This is a genomic window from Ramlibacter sp., from assembly GCF_036676645.1.
In the GTDB taxonomy this organism is placed as follows: domain Bacteria; phylum Pseudomonadota; class Gammaproteobacteria; order Burkholderiales; family Burkholderiaceae_C; genus Ramlibacter.
In genome coordinates this window covers 41,434-65,696 of record NZ_JAKFCM010000053.1, presented here as the reverse complement: position 1 = coordinate 65,696, position 24,263 = coordinate 41,434, and the positions used below count along the sequence as shown (strand labels likewise).

The window sequence follows — 24,263 nt, the reverse complement described above, 5'->3', positions numbered from 1 at the left end:
TTACCTTCGTGGCAGACCCGGACACGGGGCAACACTCCCGTGAATGACATGAGCCGACTGCAACAAGCCCTGAACCGCCTGAACGCCGACCGGCTCAAGGGCATGCGCCGGGGTGTCGAGAAGGAGAGCCTGCGCGCCACCGCGGCGGGCAACCTGGCGCTCACGCCGCACCCGGCGGCGCTCGGCTCGGCGCTCACGCACCCCCACATCACCACCGACTACAGCGAGTCGCAGCTGGAGCTCATCACCGGCGTGCACGCCACGCCCGAGACCTGCCTGGAGGAGCTGCTGCGCATCCACCAGTACACGGCCCGCAGCCTGCAGGACGAGATGATGTGGGCTTCCAGCATGCCGTGCCGGCTGCCGCCCGCGGAGACGATCCCGATCGGGCGCTACGGCTGCTCCAATGTCGGGCGCGCCAAGAGCGTCTACCGCATGGGCCTGGCGTACCGCTACGGCCGCCGCATGCAGACCATCTCCGGCATCCACTACAACTGGTCCATGCCGGGCGTGGGCAGCGACGAGTATTTCGCGCTGATCCGCAATTTCCGCCGCCACGCCTTCCTGCTGCTGTACCTGTTCGGCGCCTCGCCGGCCGTGGCGTCGTCCTTCGTCGACGGGCGCCAGCACGAGCTGCAGCCCCTTTCCGACGGCACGCTGTTCATGCCCCACGGTACCTCGCTGCGCATGGGCCGGCTGGGCTACCAGAGCGAGGCCCAGGCCAGCCTGGCGGTCAGCTACAACGGGCTGGACGGCTACGCCGCTTCGCTGCACGAGGCGCTGACCCGTCCCTACCCGGCGTACGAGGCCGTGGGCCTGATGAACCCCGGCGGCGAATACAACCAGCTGGCCACCAGCCTGCTGCAGATCGAGAACGAGTTCTACGGCACCATCCGGCCCAAGCGCGTGATCCGGCCGGGCGAGCGGCCGCTGCACGCGCTGCGCGAGCGCGGCGTCGAATACGTGGAGGTGCGGCTGCTCGACCTCGACCCCTTCGTCGCGGTGGGCCTGAAGGCCACCACCGTGCGCTTCCTCGACGTGTTCCTGCTGCACTGCCTGCTGGCCGACAGCCCGCCGGACACGCCGGCGGAGATCGCCGAGATCGGTCGCAACCAGCACAAGACGGCGGCCTTCGGGCGCCAGCCCGGCCTGCAGCTGGAGCGTGGCGGCAAGCCGGTGGCGCTGGCGGACTGGGCCCACGAGCTGCTCGAAGCCTTCGGTCCGGTGGCGGCAGCGCTGGATGCCGCCCACGGCACCAGCGACCACGCCGATACGCTGCGCGCTGCCCGCACCATGGTCGAGGACCCCGGCCTGCTGCCGTCGGCGCGTGTGCTGGACGTGATGCGGCAGGATCACGGCAACTCCTTCCTCGCCTTCGTGCGCGCGCAATCGAGGCAGATCCACGCCAAGCTGCTGTCGCTGCCGTTCAGCGCTTCCGAGCAGGCGCGCTTCGCGGGGCTGGCCCGCCAGTCGCTGGAGGAGCAGAAGGCGATCGAGGCGCGCGACACGCTGGCCTTCGAGGCTTACCGCCAGCAGTACGTCTCGCCCGAGCGGCTGCAGCTGACCCAGGCCGCGGTCGAGCCGGCCCTGGCGGCCGTCTGAGCCGCCGCTCGATTCCTGCTGCTTCCTGTAACAGGTGTTGCGCCGCCGGAAACGTGCCGCTCGCACGGCCGAGCCACACTGGGCGCCTGAGCTATCGAATGGGGACGGGATGAACAAGCGACGAGCCAATGCCGTGGTGCTTTCCGCACTGGTGGCCATGATCCTGGGCAGCGGGCCCGCGCGGGCCGAAAAGCCGGAATGGGCCGGCCCGGGCAGGGACAAGCACAACAAGGGCGGACCGGGTCGCGGCGACGCCAGGGACGGCAAGGCCGGACGGGATCGCGGCGAGGCCCGGCACCAGGACCGGCGCACCGGCAAGGTCGAGCGCCGCGAGGCGCGCGTGGGCGGCTACTTCGACGAGCGCGACCGGCAGGCCGCGCACCGCTGGTACGGCGAGCACTACGGAAGCCGCAAGGGCTGCCCGCCGGGGCTGGCCAAGAAGAACAACGGCTGCCTGCCGCCCGGCCAGGCCAAGAAGTACGCGATCGGCCAGCCGCTGCCGTCCAGCGTGGTGTTCTACCCGGTTCCGGCCGCCGTGGTGGTGCAGCTGCCGCCGCCGCCGTCCGGGCACAAGTACGTGCGGGTGGCCGCCGACATCCTGCTGATCGCGGTCGGCACCTCGATGGTGGTGGACGCGATCACCGACCTCGGCCGGCTGTGAGCGAGTGACGGACGACCCCCGTCGCGGTCGCCGCTGATGGCCCGCTACAGCGGACCGCGGATCGCCTTCAGGCCGATCCAGGCCGCGAGCGTCACCGCGACCACCGGCACGCTCAGCGCGCTGGGCACGTAGAACAGCAGCGACAGGATGGGCGACTCCAGCAGGATCTCGACCACGCCGCCCAACCCGTAGAAGAACAGGCCCCACCAGATCCATCGCCACAGGTAGGTGGGCAGCCAGCGCGCCTGCTCGCGGTTGTGGCGCCATGCGGCGGCACGCTCGAACATGCTGCCGTGGGTGACGTCCCTGAACAGCCAGCCGAAAAAGAAGTAGCGATAGAGAAGGGTGCCGAACGGCAGATCCTGCACGACGCGAGCCCCGCTGCCGATGATTGGCGCCAGTCTCGCGTGCAGCGGCGCCCGCGGCTGTAGGAGTCGGCCGACCGCAACCGTGGGCCGGCGGCGCACGCATCCTGCAGCCGCGGCGAGCGCCTGGGCCTGCGGCGCGCTCCACGCCCGTTGGCTCCTGAGCCGCTCGAGGTTCCGCAGGAACTGCTCGGGCGACTGGTGGCCGATCATCCGCAGCGGCAACTCCCGGCCTTCCCGGTCGAAAAACACGATGCCCGGCGGTCCGAACAGGGCGAAGCGACGCAGCAGTTCATGGTGTTCCGGACGGGTGGCGGTCAAGTCGGCACGCAGCAGCACCATCTCCCCGAGTCGCGCCTGGACGCGGGGATCGCTGAAAGTGGAGCGGTCCATTTCCAGGCACGACACGCACCACTCGGCCCAGAAATCCAGCATCACCGGCCGTCCGCGGGCCGCCTCGAGGCGCTGTTCCAGCTCCGCCAGGCTGTCCACCCGCTGGAAGTCCAGCTTCTGTCGTTCCAGTGCACCTGCGCCGCGCAGCGCTGCAAGGGGCTGCAGCAAGTCCCGGCTGCCCGATGCGGCGCCGAGCAGCAGCGCCCCGCCGAGCAGCAGCGCCAGCACCCCCATGCCCTTGAACAGCCGCTGGTGCCCGGGGGCGTCCACGGGCAGGGGATCGATCGCGTGGAGGTACACCGACACGACGACGAGCAGGGCGGCCCAGAGCAGGTGCTGCACAGGCAGCGGGACGAGGGGTGACGCCATGTAGATGGCCAGCGCCAGCATGGCGACGCCGACCACCCGCTTCACGCTTTCCATCCAGGGGCCGGCCCGGGGCAGAAGGGTCCCCGCCGTGGCGCCGAGCACCAGCAGTGGAACGCCCATGCCGACGGCAAGGGCAAACAAGGCAAGGCCGCCCAGTACCACGTCGCGCGTCTGGCCGATGTACAGCAGCGCACCGGCAAGGGCCGCCGACACGCAGGGGCCGACGATGACTGCGGACAGCACGCCCATTCCGAACACGCTGGCCACCCGGCCGCCGCGCAGCCGGCGACCCGAGCCCAGCCGGCTTTGCAGTGCGGTCGGCAACTGCAGTTCGAACAGCCCGAACATCGAGCAGGCGAGCACCACGAAGATGGCGGCGAGTCCGCCGACCACCCATGGATTGCGCAGGTACCCCGAGAGCAAGGTGCCGGCCAGCCCCGCTGCCGCGCCGGCGATCGCGTAGGTCATGGCCATGCCCAGGACATAGACGCAGGACAGGGTGACCAGCTGCCGGCGCCCGGCGTGCTGCCCGGGTCCGACGATGATGCTGGAGAGGATGGGGAGCATCGGCAGCGTGCAGGGCGTGAACGCCAACAGCAGGCCGAAGCCGAAGAACGCGGCGACGACCGTCCAGTTGCCGCCGCTGGTGAAGACCTCCCGGAAGCGCCCGTCGTCCGAAGCCGCGGAAGGGCTCGCTGCCGCGCCGGCTCGCGAGGCGCCGGCGCTTGCAGCGGGGGCTGCTGCCGGAAGTGCAACCGCGACGGTCTGTTCCACCGGTGCATAGCACAGGCCCGCCGATTCCTTGCAGCCCTGATAGCTCACGCGCAGGTGGAGTTCTTCGCCACTGCCGGTGCCCGGACGCTTCAGCGCGACGAGCGCGTCCACCTGGCCATCGAACACTTCCACCGTTCCGAAGGTCGGATCGAGCTTCGGATTGCCGCGCGGCAGCGTCACGCCGGCGATCTCGATCGCGGCGGGCTTGACCACGGAAACGCGGATGCTGTCCCGGTACAGGTAATACTGCCGTGCGGGCCTCAGGCTCACGACCACCGTGTCGGCAGCGCTGGCACGGACCTCGAGCCGGAAGGCCTCCCCGGGCTCGAGCAGGCTCGGCCGGATACCCCGGTCCGGCCAGCCCTCGATGCTGCCGAGCGGGGATCCTGCACCGGGTCCGGGCCGCGCGTCGGCCGCAGCCGTGAAGCCGTGGACCTGTCCAGCCATCGCCAGCAAGGCAAGGAGCGCTCCGATCCGCCCCAGGGACAGGACAGCTCTGGTCATGTCCATCGGGCGCCCTCCCTGCCACTCGCGGCCAACCCAGTATTCGTGCGCGGCGGGCCCGGATTGAGGCGAATCAAGCGGAAAACGAGTGGAGGCGGGGCCCGCTCACCGCAAAGCCCGGCGCGCGTCGGTCGGCGTCCGCATCCGGCTTCGCAGGTCGATCGACACGGCCTCGTGCAGGCGGGCTTTGCCCGCCCCGCGCGTTCAGGCGTCCTGTGAGCTGGCGCAGATCAGCTGGCGCAGGTCGCTCCGGGGCTGCGGCGGAACGATGTCCCGCGCGCCAGCGCGATCGGACCGTCGCCCCCGGTCACGCGCAGTTCCTCCCCCTGCTTTTCGAGCACCAGCGCACCGACCTTGGTGGACTGGGTGCGCAGCACCTGGCCGTCGATGCGTCCCTCGATGCTGCGGACGCGGCCCTTGCGCAGCAATTCGCCTTCGACCTGCTCCCCGTCCTGGTTCAGCCGCAGGCTGAACTCGTGCAGCAGCCCGTCGCCACACCACAGGCCGGCCACCTGGGCCGCAGCCGCAGGCTCGCCTCCGGCGGGAGCGTCGCCGTTGGCATGCGCCGCACTGGCGGCCAGCACGAGTCCGGACAGCAGGGCGGAGAGCGGGTGGACAGCCATGGACACACCTTAGCAAAACGGCGGCGCGTCGTGCGCTGGACAGGACCGTAGCCGGCGGCCGGCACATCGATTGCCCGCTCACGGCCAAGCCGGAGGACCTGCCATGCGCTTGCCAGCCATCGACCACCCGCGCCGCACCCTCGTGGCCGCCCTGGCGGCCTGTCCGCTGCTGGCCGGCTGTGCTTCGGCTGCCCGGCGGGGGCAGCTCGCGCCCGACGACCAGGTGCTGGCACTGCGCGCAGCCGGCCTCGGCCTGTACGAACTCGCCGCCGGACAGCTGGCCCAGGCCCACGCGCAGCGGGCCGACCTGCAGGCCTTCGGGCGCCTGCTGGTCGAACACCACGGGGCGGCCAACGCGGCGTTGCTGGGCCTGTTGCAGGCGCGCTCGATCGCGCCGCGCGCCACCCTGCCGGCCTACCTGGAGCGGCGGCTGGCCAGCCTGCAGCCCGGCGCCGAGGGGTTCGACCAGCGCTTCGTGCCGATCGCCGGCCTGCAGGACCAGGAGCGGCTCGTCGCGCTGCACGAGGACGCGGGCGTGGCGGTGATCGACACCGCGCTTCGCCGCTGGTTCAGCGGGCAGTTGCCGGCGCTGCGAAGCCACCTGGCCGTGGCGCGGTCGCTGGCCGCGGCGCCGGCCGCATGAAGCGGACCGCCTCCTACACCAGCGCCGCGCATGCACCGACAGACGCTGCCGGGGGCCTGCCTACAGTCAGGCCGCGCCCGGCTGCACGGTGCGCCGGGGCACATACCCCAAAGGAGCGAGCCATGCGATCTTCGAAGTCTTCGTCCCCGGGTAGCAGCCGCAGCAGCGGCAACAGCGGCAGCCGCGCCAGCCGCGGCCAGGCCAATACCGGCAGCACCGGCAGCACCGGCAGCACCGGCAGCACCGGCAGCACCGGCCGCGCCGAAGCCGGCCAAAAGGCCACCCGCAGCAGCAGCCCGGCCGGTTCCGTCAAGGACGAGCGCCACACGGGCAGCAGCGGCCGCAGCAAGGGCCGCTGAGGCTTGCCGGGGCGCCGCGCCGGCCGGGCCGCCGGCCCGGGACGGCGCGCACGCGGGGCGCCCGCGCGACAGCCCGAGGGCTTCCCCTGGCCGACAATCAGGGGTGATGCCTGACCTTTCCGCTTCGATCACCCATCCCGCCAACTTCCGCGACCTCGCCGCCAACGTGCGCAGCGTGGCCATCCGCCCGCACGTGCTGTTCCGCTCCGACCACCTCGGCGCGCTCGATGCGAGCGACGCCCGGCAGATCCAGTCGCTGGGCGTGTGCCGGGTGCTCGATTTCCGCGGCGTGGACGAGCGCGCCGCCGCCGCCTGCGCGCTGCCCCAGGTGCAGGTGCATTCGCTGGCCATCGAGCCCACCATCGTGCAGGTCCTGTCCGCGCTGGTCGACGCCGGCCACCGCCTGGGCGAGGCCGAGGTGGTCAGCCACATGCAGGACACCTACCGCGGCTTCGTGCGCGGCAGCAGCCACCGGTTCGCCGAGTTCTTCCGGCTGCTGCTGGAGTCGGACGCCCCCACCGTGTTCCACTGCACCGCCGGCAAGGACCGGACCGGGTTCGCGGCGGCGCTGGTGCTGCACGCGCTGGGCGCCACGCACGAGGAAGTGATGCACGACTACCTGCTCACCAACCAGCGCCTGAAGCCCCCGGCCTCCGCCTGGCGCGGGCTCGAGCCGCACGTGGCCCGGGTGCTGTGGGGCGTGCAGCCGGAGTTCCTGCAGGCGTCGCTGGACGCGATCGGGCAGGACTACGGCGGGCTGGACGCCTACCTGCGCGAGGGGCTGGGCCTGGGTCCGGCCGAGCGCGAGCGACTGCGCGCGCTGTACCTGCGCTGAGCGCCTGCACGCGCAGGGCGCCCCCGCCGTCGGGCGCCCCGACCCCGGTCGCACGCGAAGCCCAGCCGTTCTCCTACTTCATCGGCCCCTGGGCGCCGACAGCAGCCGCGCTGCGGGCGCGATCAAGATCGCGCCACCATGGGCAAGTTGCTGTATCCGCTGATCGGAGTGCCCGCACTGGGCGCGGCCCTGTATGCCGCGGCGATCGCCTGGCTGTGGTTCCGGCAGGAGCGGCTCCTGTTCGAGCCGGTGCCGCTGCCGGCGGACGAGCCCCTGTTCGGCGATGCCGACGTGCGCGAATTCGGCGTCGACGTGCCGGGAGCGCGCCTGTCGGTGGCACAACTGCGCCTGCCGCGACCGCGCGGAATGGTGTTCTACCTGCACGGCAACTCGGGCAACCTGCGCAAGTGGTTCACCGGCCTGGATGCGTTCCGCGAGCTGGGGTTCGACGTGGTGATGATGGACTACCGCGGCTACGGCAAGAGCACCGGCCGCATCGAGAGCGAGGCGCAGCTGCACGAGGACGTGCGCGCGGTCTGGAACGCGGTGGCGGGCGATTACGCCGGCCGCCGCATCGTCGTGTCCGGCCAGTCGCTGGGCACGGCACTGGCGGCGCGGCTGTCGGCCCAGCTCGGCGCCGCCGGCCAGCCACCCGACCTGACGCTGCTGATCTCGCCCTACAGCAGCATGCGCGCGCTCGCCGACGAGCGCTTTCCGTGGGTGCCCAGCCGCGTGCTGCGCTACCCGCTGCCGACGGCGGACCATGCCTGCCTGGTCAAGGGACCGCTGATGCTGGTGCATGGCGACCATGACCAATTGATCGGCCATCACCACAGCGAGGCGATCCGCAAGCTGTTGCCGACCTGCCGGCTGCTGCTGGTGGAAGGCGCGGGCCATGGCGACATGCACCAGTTCCCCTCGTTCCGCAGCGCCATCGCCTCGGCCCTGGTCGGCCTCGCGGGGCTGGGTGCGGCCCCGGTTTCCTACGCGCCGTCCGGCGAGGCGCCTACAGCCGCTGCGCCCTGAGGAGGCAAGGATGCAGGCAGCCAACCCCTCTGAAGGAATCCCATGACGAAACAGTCGCGATCGCCCGGCGGCGGGGCGCGCGGGAATGCCGGCCGCCCCGACCCGGAAGCGGATCGCAGCGCCGCCGCCGGCCAGGCCAGTGCGGAGCGCAAGGTCGGCCTCACCAGCGACGAACAGCCGGACCTGGTCGCACCCGGCGGCGTCAACGAGCGGGACCACGGCGCCGCCGACGACAAGCCCATGGGCGGCGGCTCGGTCAACCTCGACGACGACAGCGAATTGCGACCGCGCGGCAACACGGCGCGGACCGGCGGCACCTGGGACGCGCAAGGCGGCGACAGCGGCGAGCTCGGCAAGCCGACCGGACCCGGCCTGTCGGAACGCAACGGCCCCAGCGATCCCGACGCGAAGAAGTCGCCCCGGCGCCCGCGTTCCTGGCGCGGGAGCCTTCGTTGCCGGTGTCCTACAGCAGCGCCGGAGGCCTGCTGACAGGGGCGGGCGGCACCGCTTGCCTAGAGTGCAGCGTCCACAGCAACAGGCCCAGCAGGAGCTTCGATGAATACGCAAAGGAAACCCGGCACGGGCGAGCGCGCCCCGGAACAGGAGCAGGATCGCACGCGCAGCACGCCGGCGGACGACATCCAGCCGCAGGACGCCGGCACGGCGGAAAGTGGCAACGAGCCGGCGCCGCAGCGGCAGGGTACGGCGGCCGAGAAGGCCATGAAGCAGGCCAGCAAGACGGACGCCGAGGCCGGCGAGCGGCGCCGCTGAAGCCGGGGTACCGCCCATGACCCTGGCCGCCGACGACGCCCTCGACCAGCTCGATGCCGACCACCAGGCGCTGCGCCGCCTGTTCCAGGATTACCGCGCACTCGCCGCCGCCCAGGCGCCCGAGGCGAGCCGCAAGGCGCTGGCCGAGCGGATCTGCCTGGAACTCACCATCCACGCCAAGCTCGAGGACGAGCTGTTCTATCCGCCGGCGCGTGCAGCCATCCGTGCCGCGGACCTGATGGACCGCGCCGAGGTCGAGCACGCCAGCGTGCGCGACCTGGTGGTGCAGATCCTGTCGATGGACCCGCACGAGGATCTGTACGACGCCAAGGTCGGCGTGCTCGGCGACTATGCCGACCACCACTTCCGCGAGGAACGCGAAGCCGTGTTCCCGCGCGTGCGGGCCGGCGGGCTCGACCTGCAACTGCTGGGCCGGCGCATGGCGGCTCGCCGGCGCGAGTTGCAGGCGGTGCCCGAGGCGTTGCGCGAGGAACTGCTGGCTTCGGTGCTGGCCTGAGCCTTTGCGTGGCCGCGGCCCCGGGCGGCCTGTCCTACAGAGTTCGACAGTCGCAGACGACAGCCTCGCGGCTGGGCAGACCTAGAGTGGGCGCAGGCAGCCGTGGCTGCCCGTGTTCTCGTCTTCCCAAGACACCAACCAGGAGATCCAGATGAAGGCTTCCTTCTTTTCCAGTGCCGCGCTGGCGGTCGTCGCCGCTGCCGCCCTGTCGCTGACCGCGTGCGGCCAAGGCGGCAGCGACACGGCGGGCACGAGGTCCGGTAGCAGCACGGCGGGGACCAGCGGCAGCACCACCTCGCCGTCGGGCAGCGGCTCCGGCGGTTCCACCAGCATGGGCAGCAGCGGCAGCACCACCTCGCCCAGCAGCTCGGGCTCGAGCGGTTCGTCGGGCACCAGCGGCATGGGCGCGAGCGGCAGTTCCAGCAGCAGCCCGAGCAGCAGCACCAGCCCGAGCACCAGCGGCTCGGGTTCGATGGGCGCGTCGAGTTCCACGCCCAGCACCGGCACCGGCACCACCACGCGCTGAGCCGCCACCGGCGGCGCCCGCAGGAGGGGCGCCGCCGCCGACCTCACCCGCCCCTGGCCACCGGCCGGGCGGGATCCCTGCACCACTCGCTCCAGCTCCCGGCGTACAGCCCGGTCGGCGCGAAGCCGGCCAGTTCCATGGCGACCAGGTTGGGCACGGCGCTGACGCCGCTGCCGCAATGGTGGACCACGCCGGCGGGCTCGCGGCCCTGCAGCAGTTGCTCGAATTCGGTGCGCAGTTCGGCAGCCGGCCGGAATTTCCCGTCGGGCCCGACGTTCCGGGTGGAGGGCCGGTTCAACGCGCCGGGGATATGGCCGGCCACCGGATCGAACGGCTCGGTCTCGCCTCGAAAGCGCGCCGGCGCGCGGGCATCGACCAGCGTCTGGCGGCCGGTTTCCAGGGCCGCCAGCACTTCGCCGGTGCCCACCAGCCGCCGCAGGGGCGGGCCGAGCCTGAAATTGGACTGGAAGTGGGCCGGCTCCTCGCGGCCGGTCGCTTCGCCCCCCGCGGCCTGCCACGCCTGCAGCCCGCCATCGAGGATGGCCACGGCATCGTGGCCGACCCATTTCAGCATCCACCAGAGGCGCCCGCAGTAGCTGGCGTTCTGCCGGTCGTACACCACCGCCTGCATGTCGTTGGCGAAGCCCACGCTGCTGAGCCACATCGCGAACTTCTCGCGGCTGGGCAGCGGGTGGCGCCCGCCGGAGGCTGCGTCCGCATGCGGACGGTGGCTGCCGTCCGCGCCGACGACGCCCGGGTCGGACAGGGCGGTGTCGAGGTCTGCATGGACCGCACCCGGGATGTGCGCCTTGCGGTACTGCTCGGCGCCGGCGGCCGGGTTGGCCAGCTCGAAGCTGCAGTCGAACACCATGAGGCGCGCGTCTTCGGACTGCAGGGCGCCGAGCTGTTCGGCGGTGATCAGGAGGGTGTACATGCTCAATGCTCCTCGGCCGGCGAGTGGGGCGCGGCGCGCGCGCGCAGCACAGTGCCGGCGATGCCGCCGGCGATGATCAGCGCCATGCCGAGCCAGCCGACCGGCGGGATGACTTCGCCGAACAGCAGCACGCCGTAGAGGGCACCGAACACCAGTCCGGAGTATTGCAAATTGGCCACCACGAGTGTGGCGCCGTGGCTGTAAGCGCGCGTCATCGCCCATTGGCCGAGCGAGGCCAGCAGTGCCATGGGCAGCAGCCACAGGGCATGCCAGTCCCACGCCGAGGCGCCCACCACCAGCATACCGCCGCCGCCGGCGACGGCCGATCCGACCGCGAAGTAGAACACCGTGCGGGCCTCGGGCTCGCCGATGCGGCCCAGGGCCATCACCTGCAGGTAGGCGAAGGCCGCACCCAGCCCGGACAGCAGCCCCACCAGGCCGGCGAAGACCTGGTTCTGGTCGATGGTGGGGCGCAGCATCATCACCACGCCGGCGAAGCCGGCCAGCAGGGCCAGCGCCAGCGGGCCCTGGCGCAGCGCGTCGGCCCTGGGATTCCAGGCCAGCAGTGCGCCGCCGACCAGGAAGGCGGCGATCCACACGCTGCTCATGTAGTTGAGCGTCATCGCGGTGGCCAGCGGCAGGCCGGCGATGGCGTAGAACCAGGCTCCCAGCGACATCACGCCGACCAGGCTGCGCCAGGCGTGCATGCCGGGGTGGGCGGTCCGCAGCGTGGTGCCCTGCCGGCGCACCATCAGCCACATCAGCAGCATGCCCACCAGCCCGCGGTAGAACACCAGCTCGGCGGCGTTGAACCAGGCCGAGGCCACCTTCACGCACACCGCCATCGAGGCGAACGAGAAGGATGCGATGAGCATCCAGAGTGCTGGCACGGGCGCGGGAGACTCAGTCGGGCCAGGAACGCGCGAGCCACGGCTGTCTGGCCAGCCGCTGCTGTTCGAAGGCGGCGATGCGCGCGCGCTGCGCAAGGGTGGCGCCGATCCAGTCGACGTCCTCGGTCAGCAGCAGCAGCTCGCGTGCGGTGAGCGCAAAGCCGAAGCACTCGCCGCCGGCGCGCACCTGGCGTTGCAGCAGGTCGATCTCCACGCGCAACGGGGCGGCCGCTGCCCGGGCGAACAGGCGGTCGACGGCGGCCCGCTCCAGCTGCAGCGCAGCGACGCCGTTGAGCGGGCAGTTCTGCCGGAAGATGTCGCCGAAGCTGGGTGCCAGCACGGCGCGCAGGCCCTGGTCGCGGATCGCCCACACCGCATGCTCGCGGCTCGATCCGCAGCCGAAGTTCTCGCGCGCCAGCAGCACGGTGGCGCCGTGCAGTTCCGGCCGGTTGAGCGGGAAGTCCGGGTCGATCCGGCGCCGCGCGTGGTCGCAGCCGAGGTCCCCGGGATCGAGGTAGCGCCAGTTGTCGAACAGCACCGGGCCGTATCCGCTGCGCGCGGTGGAGCGGCCGTACTGCTTGGGGAAGATGGCGTCGGTGTCGACGTTGGGGCGGTCCAGCGGCACCACCGTGCCGCCGTGGCGACCGCCCGGGAAGGAAGGCATCAGACGGCGAAGCGGCCTGCGCCCAGGCGCCGCCGGTACCACTCGTGGAAGTGCTGCATGCCGTCTTCCATCGGGCTCTGGTAGGGGCCGACCTCGTTCTCGCCGCGCTCCATCAGGGCCTTGCGGCCGGCATCCATGCGCAGGGCGATCTCGTCGTCCTCCACGCAGGTCTCCATGTAGGCGGCCTGCTGCGCCTCGACGAAGCCGCGCTCGAACGCCGCGATCTCCTCCGGGTAGAAGAAGGCCACCATGTTGAGTGTCTTGCGGGGCGACACCGGGTGCAGCGTCGACACGGTGAGCACGTGCGGGTACCACTCCACCATGATGTGCGGGTAGTAGGTCAGCCAGATCGCGCCGTACTTCGGCGGCTCCCCCTTGCGGTACGCCAGCAGTTCGTTCTGCCAGCGCTCGTAGACCGGGCTGCCGGCCTTGCCCAGCCGGTTGGCCACCCCCACGGTCTGCACCGAGAAATTCTCCTTGAACTCCCAGCGCAGGTCCTCGCAGGTGACGAAGTTGCCCAGGCCCGGGTGGAACGGCCCGACGTGGTAGTCCTCCAGGTAGACCTCGATGAAGGTCTTCCAGTTGTAGTCGCATTCGTGCAGCTCGACCCGGTCCAGCACCATGCCGGTGAAGTCGAGGTCGGCGCGCTGGCGCATGCCGGCCAGCTCGGCCTCGATGTCCACCCCGTTGTCCTCGAACAGCAGGCCGTTCCACTCGCGCAGCCGCCAGTTGTTGAGGTTCAGGCACGGGTCCTGCGGGAAGTGCGGCGCGCCCAGCAGGGTGCCGGCGCGGCTGCCGTTGCCGGCGCTGTAGGTCCAGCGGTGCAGCGGGCACACGATGTTGCCGCCGGCGGTGGAGCCGCTGCCGCGCAGCATCACGGCCTGGCGGTGCCGGCAGACGTTGGAGATCAGCTCCACGCCGCCGGGGGTGCGCAGCAGCGCGCGGCCCTCGCCTTCCTGCGGCAGGGCGTAGTAGTCGCCGACTTCCGGCACGCTGAGGGAGTGCCCCAGGTAGCGGGGCCCGCGCTGGAAGATCGTCTCCATCTCGCGCTGGAACAGCGCCTCGTCGAAATAGCTGCTGACGGGAAGTTGGCTTTGGGCCTGCTGGAATTGAAGACTTAAATCAGACATTTCACCTGACCTAGAGACTCCCCCTATGAAGGGGCAGGGAAAGCGCATGATCCTGCGGACAGGGGCGCGCAAAGGGAGGGCGATTGTAGCCCCCGGGTCCAGATGGGGCCTGCCGTCCTAAAATCCACGCTTTTTCCCCGAGAAATCCATGCCCCAGGACCCGTCCAACCCACCGGCGAGCTACGAGGCGGCCCTGCAGGAGCTCGAGCAGCTGGTGCAGGTGATCGAGTCCGGCCAGCTGCCGCTGGAGCAGCTGCTCTCGGGCTACAAGCGAGGCGCCGAGCTGCTGGCTTTCTGCCGCGGCAAGCTGCAGGCGGTGGAAGACCAGATCCAGGTGCTCGACGAAGGCACGCTCAAGCCGTGGACGCCGCAGTGACCGCCGTGCAGGCGCTTGCGCCCTTCGATTTCCCCGCCTGGAGCGCCGGGCGGCTGGCGCAGGTGGAAGCCGCCCTGGACCGCTGGGTGCCGTCCGATGCCCCGGCGGGGCTCGGCGAGGCCATGCGCTATGCCGTGCTCGACGGCGGCAAGCGGCTGCGTCCGCTATTGGTCCTGGCCGCGGCCGAGGCGGTGGGCGGGCATGCGCAGGCGGCCTTGCGCGCCGCCTGCGCGGTGGAGCTGATCCACGCCTACTCGCTGGTGCACGACGACATGCCGTGCATGGACGACGACGTGCTGCGCCGGGGCAAGCCGACGGTGCACGTGCGGTTCGGCCAGGCGCGGGCGCTGCTGGCCGGCGACGCGCTGCAGGCGCTGGCGTTCGAGCTGCTGGCACCGGAAGGCGAAGGCGTCGGCGAGCCGGTGCAGGCCGCCTTGTGCCGCCTGCTCGCGCGCGCCGCCGGCGCGCAAGGCATGGCGGGCGGACAGGCGATCGACCTGGCCAGTGTCGGCCAGGCGCTCGCCGAGGACGAGCTGCGCCGGATGCATCGCCTCAAGACCGGCGCGCTGCTGCAGGCCAGCGTGATGATGGGTGCGGCCTCGGGCCAGCCGTCCGCGCGGGTGCTGCAGGCCCTGCAGCGCTACGGTGCGGCCGTCGGACTGGCTTTCCAGGTGGTCGACGACATCCTGGACGTCACGGCCGATTCGCAGACGCTGGGCAAGACCGCCGGCAAGGACGCGCAGCAGGACAAGCCCACCTATGTCTCGCTGCTGGGGCTGGAGCCCTCGCGGGCCCATGCCCGCGAGTTGCTGGCCGAGGCGCTCGCGGCGCTGGATGCCAGCGGCCTGGCCGACACGCGCGCGCTGCGCGCGCTGGCGCGCATGGTGGTGGAACGCGAGAACTAGACCCATGGCATCGCTGCTCGAATCGATCGACTCCCCCGCCGACCTGCGGCGCCTGCCGCGCGCGCAACTGCCGCTGCTGGCCGACGAACTGCGCAACTTCGTGCTGCAAAGCGTCTCGCGCACCGGCGGCCACCTCAGCTCCAACCTCGGCACGGTGGAACTCACCATCGCGCTGCACTACGTGTTCAACACGCCGGAGGACCGGCTGGTGTGGGACGTGGGCCACCAGACCTATCCGCACAAGATCCTGACCGGGCGGCGCGAGCGCATGGCCACGCTGCGCCAGCTCGGCGGCCTGTCGGGCTTCCCGCAGCGCGCCGAGAGCGAATTCGACACCTTCGGGACCGCGCATTCGTCCACCAGCATCTCGGCGGCGCTGGGGATGGCCATCGCGGCCCAGCGCAAGGGCGAGTCGCGCCGGTCGGTGGCGATCATCGGCGACGGCGCCATGACGGCCGGCATGGCGTTCGAGGCGCTGAACAACGCCGGGGTCGCCGACTGCAACCTGCTGGTGATCCTGAACGACAACGACATGTCGATCAGCCCGCCGGTGGGCGCCCTCAACCGCTATTTGGCGCAGCTGATGAGCGGGCGCTTCTACTCGGCGGCCAAGAACGTCGGCAAGAACGTGCTGAAGGTCGCGCCGCCGCTGTTCGAGCTGGCCAAGCGGCTGGAGGAGCAGGCCAAGGGCATGGTGGTGCCGGCCACCCTGTTCGAGAAGTTCGGCTTCAACTACATCGGCCCGATCGACGGCCACGACCTCGAGTCGCTGGTGCCCACGCTGGAGAACATCCGCGACCTGCGCGGCCCGCAGTTCCTGCACGTGGTGACGAAGAAGGGCCAGGGCTACAAGCTGGCCGAGGCCGACCCGGTGGCCTACCACGGGCCCGGCAAGTTCGATCCCAAGGTGGGCCTGATCGCCCCGGCCACGCCCCCCAAGCAGACCTTCACCCAGGTGTTCGGGCAGTGGCTGTGCGACATGGCGGCGCAGGACAGGCGGCTGGTGGGCATCACGCCGGCCATGCGCGAGGGCTCGGGCCTGGTCGAATTCGAGAAGCGCTTTCCCGACCGCTACTTCGACGTGGGCATCGCCGAGCAGCACGCGGTGACCTTCGCCGCCGGCCTGGCCTGCGAGGGCCTGAAGCCGGTGGTGGCGATCTATTCCACCTTCCTGCAGCGTGCCTACGACCAGCTGATCCACGACGTGGCGCTGCAGAACCTGCCGGTGGTGTTCGCGCTCGACCGCGCCGGGCTGGTGGGCGCCGACGGCGCCACCCATGCGGGCGCCTACGACATCGCCTACCTGCGCTGCATCCCGAACGTCAGCGTGGGCTGCCCGGCCGACGAGGACGAGTGCCGCCGGCTGCTGACCACGGCATTCGGGCAGGACCACCCGGTGGCGGTGCGCTACCCGCGCGGCGCCGGAGCCGGCGTCGCCGTGCAGCCGGGCCTGCGGCCACTGCCCTTCGGCGAGGGCGAAGTGCGGCGCGTGCGCGCTGGCGAGTCCGGCCGCGGCGTCGCGATCCTCGCCTTCGGCACGCTGCTGTACCCGGCGCTGCAGGCCGGCGAGCGGCTGGATGCGACGGTGGCCAACATGCGCTGGGCCAAGCCGCTGGATACCCGGCTGCTGCTGGACCTGGCGGCGCGCCACGACGCGCTGGTCACGGTGGAAGAGGGCTGCATCGCCGGCGGGGCGGGCAGCGCGGTGGCCGAGGCGCTGCATGCGGCCGGCATCCGCAAGCCGCTGCTGCAACTGGGGCTGCCCGACACCTTCATCGAGCACGGCGACCCGGCGCGGCTGCTGTCCCTGCAGGGGCTGGATGCGGCCGGCATCGAGGCCTCGGTCCGGGCGCGCTTCGGCGAGTTCGCGGGGCGTGCCGCCCCGGCGCTCAAGGTCGTGGGCTGACATCCGGCCGCCCCCGTGCGCGGGGCCCTGCCGGGATCCGGATCTGTCCTGGCGCTCTCCTTGGCGAGACGAAAGTACTCGGGTGTGTCCGCAAGGGAAAACCCCTGAGTACCTTAGTGTGGGTGTTCCTAGAATGGCGCCGACATTCGTTGTCATCCCTTCTTCGTATCGCCAGAGGAGCTCCCGTACATGGATCGTCGTTCACTCATCAAGCGTGCCGGCATCGCCGGCGTGCTCGCGGCCGGGATCGCTCCCGCCGTGCACGCGCAGCCCGCCATCCGCTGGCGCATGGCCTCCAGCTTCCCGAAGTCGCTGGACACCATCTACGGCGGCGCCGAGGTGTTCTCGGCCAAGGTCAAGGCCATGTCCGGCGGCAAGTTCGAGATCTCCGCGCACGCCGCCGGCGAGCTGATGCCCGCCTTCGGCGTGGTCGACGGCGTCCAGCAGGGCACGGTGGAAGTGGCGCACACCGCGCCCTACTACTTCTTCGGCAAGGACGAGTGCTTCGCCCTGGGTTGCGCCATCCCCTTCGGCCTGAACAGCCGCCAGATGACGGCCTGGATGTACGAGGGCAATGGCCTGAAGCTGATGCGCGAGTTCTACGCCCGCTACAACATGATCAGCTTCCCGGCCGGCAACACCGGCGCCCAGATGGGCGGCTGGTACCGCAAGGAGATCAAGAGCACGGCCGACGTGAAGGGCCTGAAGTTCCGGGTCGGCGGCTTCGCAGGCAAGGTGATGGAGCGACTGGGCGCCGTGCCGCAGAACATTCCCGGCGGCGAGATCTACCAGGCGCTGGAGAAGGGCACGCTGGACGCCGCCGAGTGGGTGGGACCGTACGACGACCAGAAACTGGGCTTCAACAAGGTGGCGCCCTACTACTACTACCCCGGCTGGTGGGAAGGCGGCCCGCAGCTGGACGTCTTCGTCAACCAGAAGGCCTACGACGGCCTGTCCGCCGAGAACAAGGCCATCGTCGAAACCGCCGCCACCGAGGCACTGGTGGTCATGCAGGCCCGCTACGACGCGCGCAACCCGGCGGCGCTCAAGCAACTGGTGGGCGGTGGCAGCAAGCTGCGCCCGTTCCCGGCCGACGTGATGAACGCTGCGTTCAAGGCCTCGCTGGAGCTGTACGACGAGCTCAACGCCAAGAACGAGATGTGGAAGAAGATCTACGCCGACTACAGCAAATTCCGCGCGGACCAGAACCTCTGGTTCCGGTTCACGGAGGCGACCTTCGACCGGTTCATGCAGAGCCAGAAACTCTGAGGCAGCGCCGCCGCCAGAAAGCCGCACGCCCGTGCGGCTTTTTTTCTTATGTGGCGGTGTAGATCCAAGTGACTCATGATCCGGCCCAGGGGCCGTCCGATCTGCGGCATTTTTTCTTCCAACTTGGGTGATTCTGAGTACGCGAGCTGAAACCGTTGCCAGCCTTCTGAAAGGGTTCGGGCATGGCCCAGCTCATCATCGGCGCGCCCTTTTTCCAAGCGAACCTCACAGGAGTACCCCATCCATGGATCGTCGTTCCATCCTCAAGCACGGTGGCCTCGCCGCCGTGCTGGCCGCAGGCGCCGCGCCGGCCGTGCACGCGCAAGCCGCGGTGCGCTGGCGCCTGGCTTCGAGCTTCCCCAAGTCCCTGGGCACCATCTGGGGCAGCGCCGAAGCCCTCTCGCGCGCCGTCAAGGCGATGTCGGGCGGCAAGTTCGAGATCTCGATCCATGCCGCCGGCGAACTGATGCCGGCGTTCGGCAACGTCGACGCGCTCCAGAACGGCACCGTCGAGATGGGGCAGACCGCCTCCTACTACTTCACCGGCAAGGACTCGATCTTCGCCTTCGGCTGCGCGGTGCCCTTCGGCCTGACGGCGCGCCACATGGACGCGTGGATGGAGCATGGCAACGGCCGCAAGCTGATGGATGCCTTCTACGCCAAGTACAACATGAAGAGCTTCTCGGCCGGCAACACCACCACCCAGATGGGCGGCTGGTACCGCAAGGAGATCAAGACCGCCAATGACCTCAAGGGCCTGAAGATGCGCCTGGGTGGCGGCCTGTTCGGCGAGACGATGGCCAAGCTGGGCGTCGTGGCCCAGAACATGCCGGCCGGCGAGGTGTACCAGGCGCTCGAGAAGGGCACGCTGGACGCCACCGAATTCGTCGGCCCCTACGACGACGAGAAGCTGGGCTTCCAGAAGGTCGCCCCCTACTACTACTACCCCGGCTGGTGGGAGGGCGGCGCCGAGCTGGAGTTCTTCGCCAACACCAAGGCCTTCGACAGCCTGTCGGCCGAGAACAAGGCGATCCTGCAGGCGGCCTGCGACGTGGCCGCGCGCGACATGACCGCCAAGTACGACGCCCTGAACCCGCCGGCGCTCAAGCGCCTGGTGGCGGCCGGCACCCAGCTGCGCCCGTTCTCCAAGGAGATCATGGATGCCGGCTTCAAGGCTGCCATGGAAGTGTTCGCCGAGCACGAGGCCAAGTCGCCGGAGTTCAAGAAGATCCACCAGGACATGCGCGCCTTCCAGCGCGACCAGATCCTGTGGGGCCGCTTCTCCGAGTACCGCTACGACGACTACATCCTGAGTGTGAAGCTTTGAAATCGCTGCGCGATTCCAAGGCTGCTTCCTAGCCAGTCGGACGAGGACCGGCAAAGCCGGGTCCTCGCCCAAGAGGTGTTCGCGCTACATGTTGTTCCGCGCGAACGGAATGCGAAGAGGCCCTGCGGGGCCTCTTTGCATTGAGGAGGCGAAAAATGACAGCCGCTGACGCCGCGCGCCTCGGCTAGATTCGGGGCATGGACCACCACGTGCCGCTGATCGCGACCGTGGCCGGGGGCCTGGGCCTGGCTCTGCTGCTGGGCTTCATGGCCGCGCGGCTGCGCTTGCCGGCATTGGTGGGCTACCTGCTGGCCGGGGTGGTGGTGGGGCCGCACACGCCGGGCTTCGTCGCCGACGCCAACCTGGCGAGCCAGCTGGCCGAGATCGGCGTGATGCTGCTGATGTTCGGCGTCGGGCTGCACTTCTCCCTCGGCGACCTGCTCGCGGTGCGCAGGATCGCGGTGCCGGGCGCCATCGTGCAGATCGCCGTCGCCACCGCCATGGGCGCGGGGCTGGCCAGCGCCTGGGGATGGACGCCGGCCGCGGCCGTCCTGTTCGGCCTGTCGCTGTCCGTCGCCAGCACGGTGGTCCTGCTGCGCGCGCTGGAGAGCGTGGGCCTGCTGGAGACTTTCAATGGCCGCGCCGCCGTCGGCTGGCTGGTGGTCGAGGACCTGGCCATGGTGCTGGCGCTGGTGCTGCTGCCGCCGCTGGCGGCCATGTGGCAGGGCCAGGGGCAGGGCGGCGTGGCACCCAGCCTGTGGCGCGGCCTGGCTGTCACGCTGCTGCAGGTGGCGCTGTTCATCGGGCTGATGCTGATCGTCGGCCGGCGCCTGTTCCCCTGGGCCCTTTGGCAGGTGCAGAAGGTCGGCTCGCGCGAACTGTTCACCCTGTGCGTGATCGCTGCGGCGGTCAGCATGGCCTATGCGGCGACCCGGGTGTTCGGCGTCTCCTTCGCCCTGGGCGCGTTCTTCGCCGGCATGGTGTTGAGGGAGTCGGAATTCAGCCACCGCGCCGCGCAGGAGTCGCTGCCCCTGCGCGATGCCTTCGCCGTGCTGTTCTTCGTGTCGGTCGGGATGCTGTTCGACCCGGCCGTACTGACCGGGCAGCCACTGCGCCTGCTGGCCGTCACGGCCGTCATCCTGGTCGGAAAGTCGCTGGCGGCCGCCGTCGTGGTGCTGGCGCTGCGCTATCCGCTCAACACCGCGCTCGTCATCTCGGCCAGCCTGGCGCAGATCGGGGAGTTCTCCTTCATCCTCGTCAACCTCGGCGCGGCGCTGCACGTGGTGCCGTCCGAGGCGCAGAGCCTGGTCGTCGCCGGCGCGATCCTGTCGATGGCCCTCAATCCGCTGGTGTTCCGGGCGATCGAACCGCTGCAGCGCTGGCTGCTGGCGCGCTCGCAGCTGGCGCGCGAGCTGAACGCGCGGCACGACCCGCTGGCCGCGCTGCCGCTGAGCACGGACGAGAAGTTCCTGGCGCGGCAGGTGGTGCTGGTGGGCTACGGACGGGTGGGCCGCGCCATCGCGCAGGCGCTGCGCGAGGCCGGGCTGCCGTTCGTGGTGGCGGAGGAGAACCGGGACCTGGTCGAGCGGCTGCGCGCCGACGGCGTGCCGGCGGTGGCCGGGGATGCAGCCCAGCCCGAAGTGCTGGTGCAGGCGCACATCGCGCGGGCCCGGCTGCTGGTGATCGCCACGCCCGACTCGCTGGGCGTGCGCCAGATGGCCCACAACGCGCGCCTGCTCAACCCCGCGATCGAGGTCGTGGTGCGCAGCCACAATGCCGCCGAGGCTGCACTGCTGGAGCAGGAGCTCTCGGGCAAGGTGTTCCTGGGCGAACAGGAGCTTGCGCGGGCCATGACCCGCCACGTGCTCGAACGCTGCTCGCACGCCTGAGTCGAGGAAGCGGCGGGACCCCATGCGTATCATCATCCTTGGAGCCGGGCGCGTCGGCGAGAGCGTTGCGGAGAACCTGGCATCGGAGCGCAACGACATCACGGTCATCGACACCGAGCCGCAGCGCCTGCGCGAGCTCGAGGACCGTCTCGACCTCCGCGGCGTCGCGGGCAACGGCACCCAGACGAAGGTGATGCGGCTGGCCGGTGCCGAGGACGCGGACATGCTGATCGCCTGCGCGCCGCTCGACGAGACCAACCTGGTCGCCTGCAAGATCGCACACGACGTGTTCCGGATTCCCTCGACCATCGCCCGCCTGCGCGGGGCTGAGTTGAAGGAAGGGGACCCGCTCCTGAGCAAGGAGGGATTCTCGGTGGACCACGTGATCTGTCCCGAGGAGTCCGTCGTCCGCTACGTGCAGAAGCTGATCGACTATCCCGAGGCGCTGCAGGTGCTGGAGTTTTCCGGCGGGCGCGCGCTGCTGGTCAACATGCGGGCGGCGGCAGGCAGTCCGATCACCAACCACACCATCGCCGAGTTCCGGGCGCAGTTCCCCGCGGCGTCGATGCGACTGGTGGCGCTGTACCGCCAGGAGACCCTGCTGAAGTGCGGCGGGGACACGCGCATCCTGGCGGGCGACGAGATCTTCCTTCTGGCGGACGCCGAGAAGATCCACCCCGTGCTGCGCGCCATCCACCGCTCCGACGAGCCGGTGCGCCGCGTGATGATCGCCGGCGGGGGCAACGTCGGGCTTCGGCTGGCGCGGCGCCTGGCGGAGCACTACCAGGTGAAGATCATCGAATTCAGTGCGAAGCGCTGCGAGTACCTGGCCGGCCAGCTGCCGGCGGAGATGCTCGTCCTGCAGGGGGACGGAACGGACGAGGAACTGCTCGCCGACGAGAACGTGGCGCACATGGACATGTTCCTTGCGCTCACCAACGACGACGAGGACAACATCCTGTCGGCCATGCTGGCCAAGCGCCTGGGCGCGCGGCGGGTGCTGGCGCTCATCAACCGGCGGGCCTACGCCGACCTGATCCAGGGCAGCACCATCGACATCGCCGTGTCGCCCGCCCAGACGGTCATCGGCGAACTGCTCGCGCACGTGCGGCGCGGCGACGTGGTTGCCGTGCACAGCCTTCGCCGGGGCGCGGCCGAGGCGCTGGAGGGCGTCGCGCGGGGCGACCACCGCAGCTCGAAGCTCGTTGGCCGCCCGGTGGACGAGGTCGTGCTCCCGCCCGGCGTCAGCATCGGCGCGATCGTGCGCGGCGAGGGGCGGGACCAGAAGGTCCTGATGCCGCAACGCGACGTGGTCATCGAAACCAACGACCACCTGGTGATGTTCATCCCGCACAAGCGGCAGGTGCGCGAGGTCGAGCGCCTGTTCCAGGTCAGCCCCACCTTCCTGTAGATGGACAGCGTCCAGCCGGTCCTGCGAGTGCTCGGCCGAGTGCTGATGGGCTTCTCGCTCGCGTACCTGGTGCCGCTTGCCTGGTCCATTGGCGCTACGGAGGGCACGCATGCTCCCGTCTGGGCCCTCGGATTCCTGGCGACGCTGCTCGCCGGCTGGGCCCTGGGGTGGAGCGTGCGCCGCCACAACCGCGAACTGAAGCCGCGTGACGGGTTCCTCCTGGTGACCCTGGCCTGGGTGGTGCTGCCCGCCTGCGCCGCCGTGCCGATGATGTGGACGGTGCCGGGCATCGACTGGGCGGATGCCTACTTCGAGTCGATGAGCGCACTGACCGCGACCGGCGCCACCGCGCTCACCGGCCTGGACAGGCTCCCGCTGTCGGTCAACATCTGGCGCTGCTTCCTGCAGTACATCGGCGGGCTGGGGATCATCCTTCTGGTCATTGCCGTGCTGCCGCTGCTCGGACTCGGGGGCATGCAGCTGTACCGGGCCGAAACGCCCGGCCCGCTGAAGGACGACAAGCTCACGCCCCGCATCGCCGAGACAGCCCGCGGACTGTGGACGATGTACTTCCTGTTTTCCGGCGCGTGCCTACTCGCCTACCGGCTGGCCGGGATGGACTGGCCCGATGCCTTCATGCACATGTGCACGACGATGGCACTGGGCGGGTTTTCCTCGCACGACGCAAGCCTGGCGCACTTCGAATCACCGCTGATCGAAGGCGTCGCCATCGTCTTCATGACCCTGGCGGGGATCAGTTTCCTGCGCTACTTCGCGGTCTGGCACACGCGTTCATTGGGCGCCCTGCGTCGCGACACGGAAATCAAGGCCTACCTGCTGGTGCTGCTGTCCGCCACCTTGGTCATCAGCTTCCTGCTGCTCGCGCAGGGCGTCCACGACGATCTCCCTGCCGCGGTGCGCGCCGCCGCGTTCCACGTGGTGTCGCTCGGCACGACCACCGGTCATGTCGCCGCCGACTACACGCTGTGGCCGGCATTCGCACCGGTGCTGATGATCCTGCTCGGCTGCTTCGCCACCTGCGCGGGGTCGACCGGCGGGGGCATCAAGATGGTCCGCCTGGTGCTGCTGCTCAAGCTGGCCCGACGCGAGCTGGTGCGCATCATCCACCCGCGCGTGGTCAACCCCGTCACCCTCGGCGGCGCCACCGTCCCCGCGTCGGTCCTGGCCGCCGTGATGGCCTTCATGCTCATCTACGGGGCGAGCATCATGGGCCTCACGCTCGTCCTGCTGCTGTCCGGCCTCGACCTGGTCACCGGCTTTTCCGCCGTCGTCGTCTGCCTCAACAACATCGGTCCGGGTCTCGGCGAGGTCGGCCCGATCGGCCATTTCGGTGTTCTGAACGATTTCCAGGTGTCGGTGCTGAGCTTCGCCATGCTGCTCGGGCGACTGGAGCTGATGACGGTGTTGGTGCTGTTCATGCCCAGGTTCTGGCGCAAGTAGCTGGCCGCGGGTGGGTGTCCACGGGCATGGCGATGCGTGCGCGGGACGGACAGGGCCGGCTTCCCGGGCCCCGGCGCCGGACACCCGCTGCTAGACTCCCCGGCGGGTGTCGCGCCTGCGGGCGGACAGGTGA

At 70.5% G+C, this 24,263-nt stretch carries 24 protein-coding genes; 17 read left to right on the top strand and 7 right to left on the bottom strand.

Features of this window, described 5'->3' with window-relative positions:
* Positions 1 to 48: 48 nt before the first annotated feature.
* Together gshA and V6M57_RS08270 are read left to right on the top strand one after the other, a co-directional pair.
* Positions 49 to 1,602, top strand: coding sequence for a glutamate--cysteine ligase (gene gshA, locus V6M57_RS08275; protein WP_332814509.1), 1,554 nt, complete (start codon positions 49 to 51; stop codon positions 1,600 to 1,602).
* A gap of 109 nt (positions 1,603 to 1,711) precedes the next feature.
* Entirely contained in the window at positions 1,712 to 2,263 is a 552-nt protein-coding gene (locus tag V6M57_RS08270) for a hypothetical protein (RefSeq protein ID WP_332814508.1), read from the top strand.
* A 44-nt stretch (positions 2,264 to 2,307) separates the two neighbouring features.
* On the opposite strand, the gene dsbD is transcribed toward V6M57_RS08270, so the two are convergent.
* Together dsbD and V6M57_RS08260 are read right to left on the bottom strand one after the other, a co-directional pair.
* Positions 2,308 to 4,674, bottom strand: coding sequence for a protein-disulfide reductase DsbD (gene dsbD / locus V6M57_RS08265; RefSeq protein WP_332814507.1), 2,367 nt, complete (start codon positions 4,672 to 4,674; stop codon positions 2,308 to 2,310).
* Between the two features lie 224 nt (positions 4,675 to 4,898).
* Entirely contained in the window at positions 4,899 to 5,291 is a 393-nt protein-coding gene (locus V6M57_RS08260) for a hypothetical protein (protein ID WP_332814506.1), read from the bottom strand.
* Between the two features lie 103 nt (positions 5,292 to 5,394).
* On the opposite strand from V6M57_RS08260, the gene V6M57_RS08255 reads away from it, so the two are divergent.
* The 7 genes from V6M57_RS08255 to V6M57_RS08225 all read left to right on the top strand — a co-directional run bounded on the left by V6M57_RS08255 (position 5,395) and on the right by V6M57_RS08225 (position 9,442).
* A complete protein-coding gene (locus V6M57_RS08255) occupies positions 5,395 to 5,934 on the top strand; it encodes a DUF4142 domain-containing protein (RefSeq protein WP_332814505.1) in 540 nt (179 codons plus the stop codon).
* 122 nt (positions 5,935 to 6,056) lie between these two features.
* Positions 6,057 to 6,293: a hypothetical protein gene (locus V6M57_RS08250; protein WP_332814504.1), complete on the top strand. Its 237-nt coding sequence runs from the start codon at positions 6,057 to 6,059 to the stop codon at positions 6,291 to 6,293.
* 106 nt (positions 6,294 to 6,399) lie between these two features.
* On the top strand, positions 6,400 to 7,128 hold the full coding sequence (locus V6M57_RS08245) for a tyrosine-protein phosphatase (RefSeq protein WP_332814503.1): 729 nt from the start codon (positions 6,400 to 6,402) through the stop codon (positions 7,126 to 7,128).
* Between the two features lie 138 nt (positions 7,129 to 7,266).
* Positions 7,267 to 8,154, top strand: coding sequence for an alpha/beta hydrolase (locus tag V6M57_RS08240; protein WP_332814502.1), 888 nt, complete (start codon positions 7,267 to 7,269; stop codon positions 8,152 to 8,154).
* A 42-nt stretch (positions 8,155 to 8,196) separates the two neighbouring features.
* Positions 8,197 to 8,643, top strand: a complete 447-nt coding sequence (locus V6M57_RS08235) for a hypothetical protein (protein ID WP_332814501.1) — start codon at positions 8,197 to 8,199, stop codon at positions 8,641 to 8,643.
* 66 nt (positions 8,644 to 8,709) lie between these two features.
* Positions 8,710 to 8,925, top strand: coding sequence for a hypothetical protein (locus V6M57_RS08230; RefSeq protein ID WP_332814500.1), 216 nt, complete (start codon positions 8,710 to 8,712; stop codon positions 8,923 to 8,925).
* A 16-nt stretch (positions 8,926 to 8,941) separates the two neighbouring features.
* The gene (locus V6M57_RS08225; RefSeq protein ID WP_332814499.1) at positions 8,942 to 9,442 is read left to right on the top strand and encodes a hemerythrin domain-containing protein; all 501 of its coding nucleotides are present in this window, start codon (positions 8,942 to 8,944) and stop codon (positions 9,440 to 9,442) included.
* A gap of 81 nt (positions 9,443 to 9,523) precedes the next feature.
* Here the strand turns inward: V6M57_RS08225 and V6M57_RS08220 are convergent, their stop codons facing one another.
* Genes V6M57_RS08220 through V6M57_RS08200 form a run of 5 tightly spaced genes read right to left on the bottom strand, consistent with a single transcriptional unit; the run spans position 9,524 to position 13,586 of the window.
* A complete protein-coding gene (locus V6M57_RS08220) occupies positions 9,524 to 9,976 on the bottom strand; it encodes a hypothetical protein (RefSeq protein WP_332814498.1) in 453 nt (150 codons plus the stop codon).
* Between the two features lie 35 nt (positions 9,977 to 10,011).
* Positions 10,012 to 10,902: a sulfurtransferase gene (locus tag V6M57_RS08215; RefSeq protein ID WP_332814497.1), complete on the bottom strand. Its 891-nt coding sequence runs from the start codon at positions 10,900 to 10,902 to the stop codon at positions 10,012 to 10,014.
* Positions 10,903 to 10,904: 2 nt separating this feature from the next.
* A complete protein-coding gene (locus V6M57_RS08210; RefSeq protein ID WP_442968797.1) occupies positions 10,905 to 11,777 on the bottom strand; it encodes a DMT family transporter in 873 nt (290 codons plus the stop codon).
* A gap of 28 nt (positions 11,778 to 11,805) precedes the next feature.
* Positions 11,806 to 12,456 (bottom strand): 3-isopropylmalate dehydratase small subunit, encoded by a 651-nt coding sequence (gene leuD / locus V6M57_RS08205; RefSeq protein WP_332814495.1) that lies wholly within the window; start codon positions 12,454 to 12,456, stop codon positions 11,806 to 11,808.
* On the bottom strand, positions 12,456 to 13,586 hold the full coding sequence (locus V6M57_RS08200) for an aromatic ring-hydroxylating oxygenase subunit alpha (RefSeq protein ID WP_332814494.1): 1,131 nt from the start codon (positions 13,584 to 13,586) through the stop codon (positions 12,456 to 12,458). Before V6M57_RS08200 ends, leuD begins: the two co-directional genes overlap by 1 nt.
* A gap of 148 nt (positions 13,587 to 13,734) precedes the next feature.
* On the opposite strand from V6M57_RS08200, the gene V6M57_RS08195 reads away from it, so the two are divergent.
* The 8 genes from V6M57_RS08195 to V6M57_RS08160 all read left to right on the top strand — a co-directional run bounded on the left by V6M57_RS08195 (position 13,735) and on the right by V6M57_RS08160 (position 24,130).
* Positions 13,735 to 13,962 (top strand): exodeoxyribonuclease VII small subunit, encoded by a 228-nt coding sequence (locus tag V6M57_RS08195; protein WP_332814493.1) that lies wholly within the window; start codon positions 13,735 to 13,737, stop codon positions 13,960 to 13,962.
* Positions 13,959 to 14,867, top strand: coding sequence for a polyprenyl synthetase family protein (locus V6M57_RS08190; RefSeq protein ID WP_332814593.1), 909 nt, complete (start codon positions 13,959 to 13,961; stop codon positions 14,865 to 14,867). Before V6M57_RS08195 ends, V6M57_RS08190 begins: the two co-directional genes overlap by 4 nt.
* A gap of 4 nt (positions 14,868 to 14,871) precedes the next feature.
* The gene (gene dxs / locus V6M57_RS08185; RefSeq protein ID WP_332814492.1) at positions 14,872 to 16,773 is read left to right on the top strand and encodes a 1-deoxy-D-xylulose-5-phosphate synthase; all 1,902 of its coding nucleotides are present in this window, start codon (positions 14,872 to 14,874) and stop codon (positions 16,771 to 16,773) included.
* A 189-nt stretch (positions 16,774 to 16,962) separates the two neighbouring features.
* Positions 16,963 to 18,042 (top strand): TRAP transporter substrate-binding protein, encoded by a 1,080-nt coding sequence (locus V6M57_RS08180; RefSeq protein ID WP_332814491.1) that lies wholly within the window; start codon positions 16,963 to 16,965, stop codon positions 18,040 to 18,042.
* Positions 18,043 to 18,286: 244 nt separating this feature from the next.
* Positions 18,287 to 19,369: a TRAP transporter substrate-binding protein gene (locus V6M57_RS08175; RefSeq protein ID WP_332814490.1), complete on the top strand. Its 1,083-nt coding sequence runs from the start codon at positions 18,287 to 18,289 to the stop codon at positions 19,367 to 19,369.
* Positions 19,370 to 19,566: 197 nt separating this feature from the next.
* On the top strand, positions 19,567 to 21,258 hold the full coding sequence (locus tag V6M57_RS08170) for a cation:proton antiporter domain-containing protein (RefSeq protein WP_332814489.1): 1,692 nt from the start codon (positions 19,567 to 19,569) through the stop codon (positions 21,256 to 21,258).
* A gap of 22 nt (positions 21,259 to 21,280) precedes the next feature.
* The gene (gene trkA, locus V6M57_RS08165; protein WP_332814488.1) at positions 21,281 to 22,669 is read left to right on the top strand and encodes a Trk system potassium transporter TrkA; all 1,389 of its coding nucleotides are present in this window, start codon (positions 21,281 to 21,283) and stop codon (positions 22,667 to 22,669) included.
* Complete coding sequence (locus V6M57_RS08160) at positions 22,670 to 24,130, top strand: TrkH family potassium uptake protein (protein WP_332814487.1); 1,461 nt, start codon at positions 22,670 to 22,672, stop codon at positions 24,128 to 24,130.
* Positions 24,131 to 24,263: the final 133 nt, after the last annotated feature.

Excerpts from the sequence above, each read along its gene's own strand:
- trkA (WP_332814488.1), top strand. The coding sequence starts at position 21,281 with ATGCGTATCATCATCCTTGGAGCCGGGCGCGTCGGCGAGAGCGTTGCG.
- V6M57_RS08215 (WP_332814497.1), bottom strand. The coding sequence starts at position 10,902 with ATGTACACCCTCCTGATCACCGCCGAACAGCTCGGCGCCCTGCAGTCC.
- V6M57_RS08250 (WP_332814504.1), top strand. The coding sequence starts at position 6,057 with ATGCGATCTTCGAAGTCTTCGTCCCCGGGTAGCAGCCGCAGCAGCGGC.
- dsbD (WP_332814507.1), bottom strand. The coding sequence starts at position 4,674 with ATGGACATGACCAGAGCTGTCCTGTCCCTGGGGCGGATCGGAGCGCTC.
- V6M57_RS08255 (WP_332814505.1), top strand. The coding sequence starts at position 5,395 with ATGCGCTTGCCAGCCATCGACCACCCGCGCCGCACCCTCGTGGCCGCC.
- V6M57_RS08210 (WP_442968797.1), bottom strand. The coding sequence starts at position 11,777 with ATGCTCATCGCATCCTTCTCGTTCGCCTCGATGGCGGTGTGCGTGAAG.
- V6M57_RS08200 (WP_332814494.1), bottom strand. The coding sequence starts at position 13,586 with ATGTCTGATTTAAGTCTTCAATTCCAGCAGGCCCAAAGCCAACTTCCC.
- dxs (WP_332814492.1), top strand. The coding sequence starts at position 14,872 with ATGGCATCGCTGCTCGAATCGATCGACTCCCCCGCCGACCTGCGGCGC.
- V6M57_RS08180 (WP_332814491.1), top strand. The coding sequence starts at position 16,963 with ATGGATCGTCGTTCACTCATCAAGCGTGCCGGCATCGCCGGCGTGCTC.
- V6M57_RS08195 (WP_332814493.1), top strand. The coding sequence starts at position 13,735 with ATGCCCCAGGACCCGTCCAACCCACCGGCGAGCTACGAGGCGGCCCTG.
- V6M57_RS08175 (WP_332814490.1), top strand. The coding sequence starts at position 18,287 with ATGGATCGTCGTTCCATCCTCAAGCACGGTGGCCTCGCCGCCGTGCTG.
- gshA (WP_332814509.1), top strand. The coding sequence starts at position 49 with ATGAGCCGACTGCAACAAGCCCTGAACCGCCTGAACGCCGACCGGCTC.
- V6M57_RS08270 (WP_332814508.1), top strand. The coding sequence starts at position 1,712 with ATGAACAAGCGACGAGCCAATGCCGTGGTGCTTTCCGCACTGGTGGCC.
- leuD (WP_332814495.1), bottom strand. The coding sequence starts at position 12,456 with ATGCCTTCCTTCCCGGGCGGTCGCCACGGCGGCACGGTGGTGCCGCTG.
- V6M57_RS08260 (WP_332814506.1), bottom strand. The coding sequence starts at position 5,291 with ATGGCTGTCCACCCGCTCTCCGCCCTGCTGTCCGGACTCGTGCTGGCC.
- V6M57_RS08230 (WP_332814500.1), top strand. The coding sequence starts at position 8,710 with ATGAATACGCAAAGGAAACCCGGCACGGGCGAGCGCGCCCCGGAACAG.
- V6M57_RS08240 (WP_332814502.1), top strand. The coding sequence starts at position 7,267 with ATGGGCAAGTTGCTGTATCCGCTGATCGGAGTGCCCGCACTGGGCGCG.
- V6M57_RS08235 (WP_332814501.1), top strand. The coding sequence starts at position 8,197 with ATGACGAAACAGTCGCGATCGCCCGGCGGCGGGGCGCGCGGGAATGCC.
- V6M57_RS08225 (WP_332814499.1), top strand. The coding sequence starts at position 8,942 with ATGACCCTGGCCGCCGACGACGCCCTCGACCAGCTCGATGCCGACCAC.
- V6M57_RS08160 (WP_332814487.1), top strand. The coding sequence starts at position 22,670 with ATGGACAGCGTCCAGCCGGTCCTGCGAGTGCTCGGCCGAGTGCTGATG.
- V6M57_RS08245 (WP_332814503.1), top strand. The coding sequence starts at position 6,400 with ATGCCTGACCTTTCCGCTTCGATCACCCATCCCGCCAACTTCCGCGAC.
- V6M57_RS08170 (WP_332814489.1), top strand. The coding sequence starts at position 19,567 with ATGGACCACCACGTGCCGCTGATCGCGACCGTGGCCGGGGGCCTGGGC.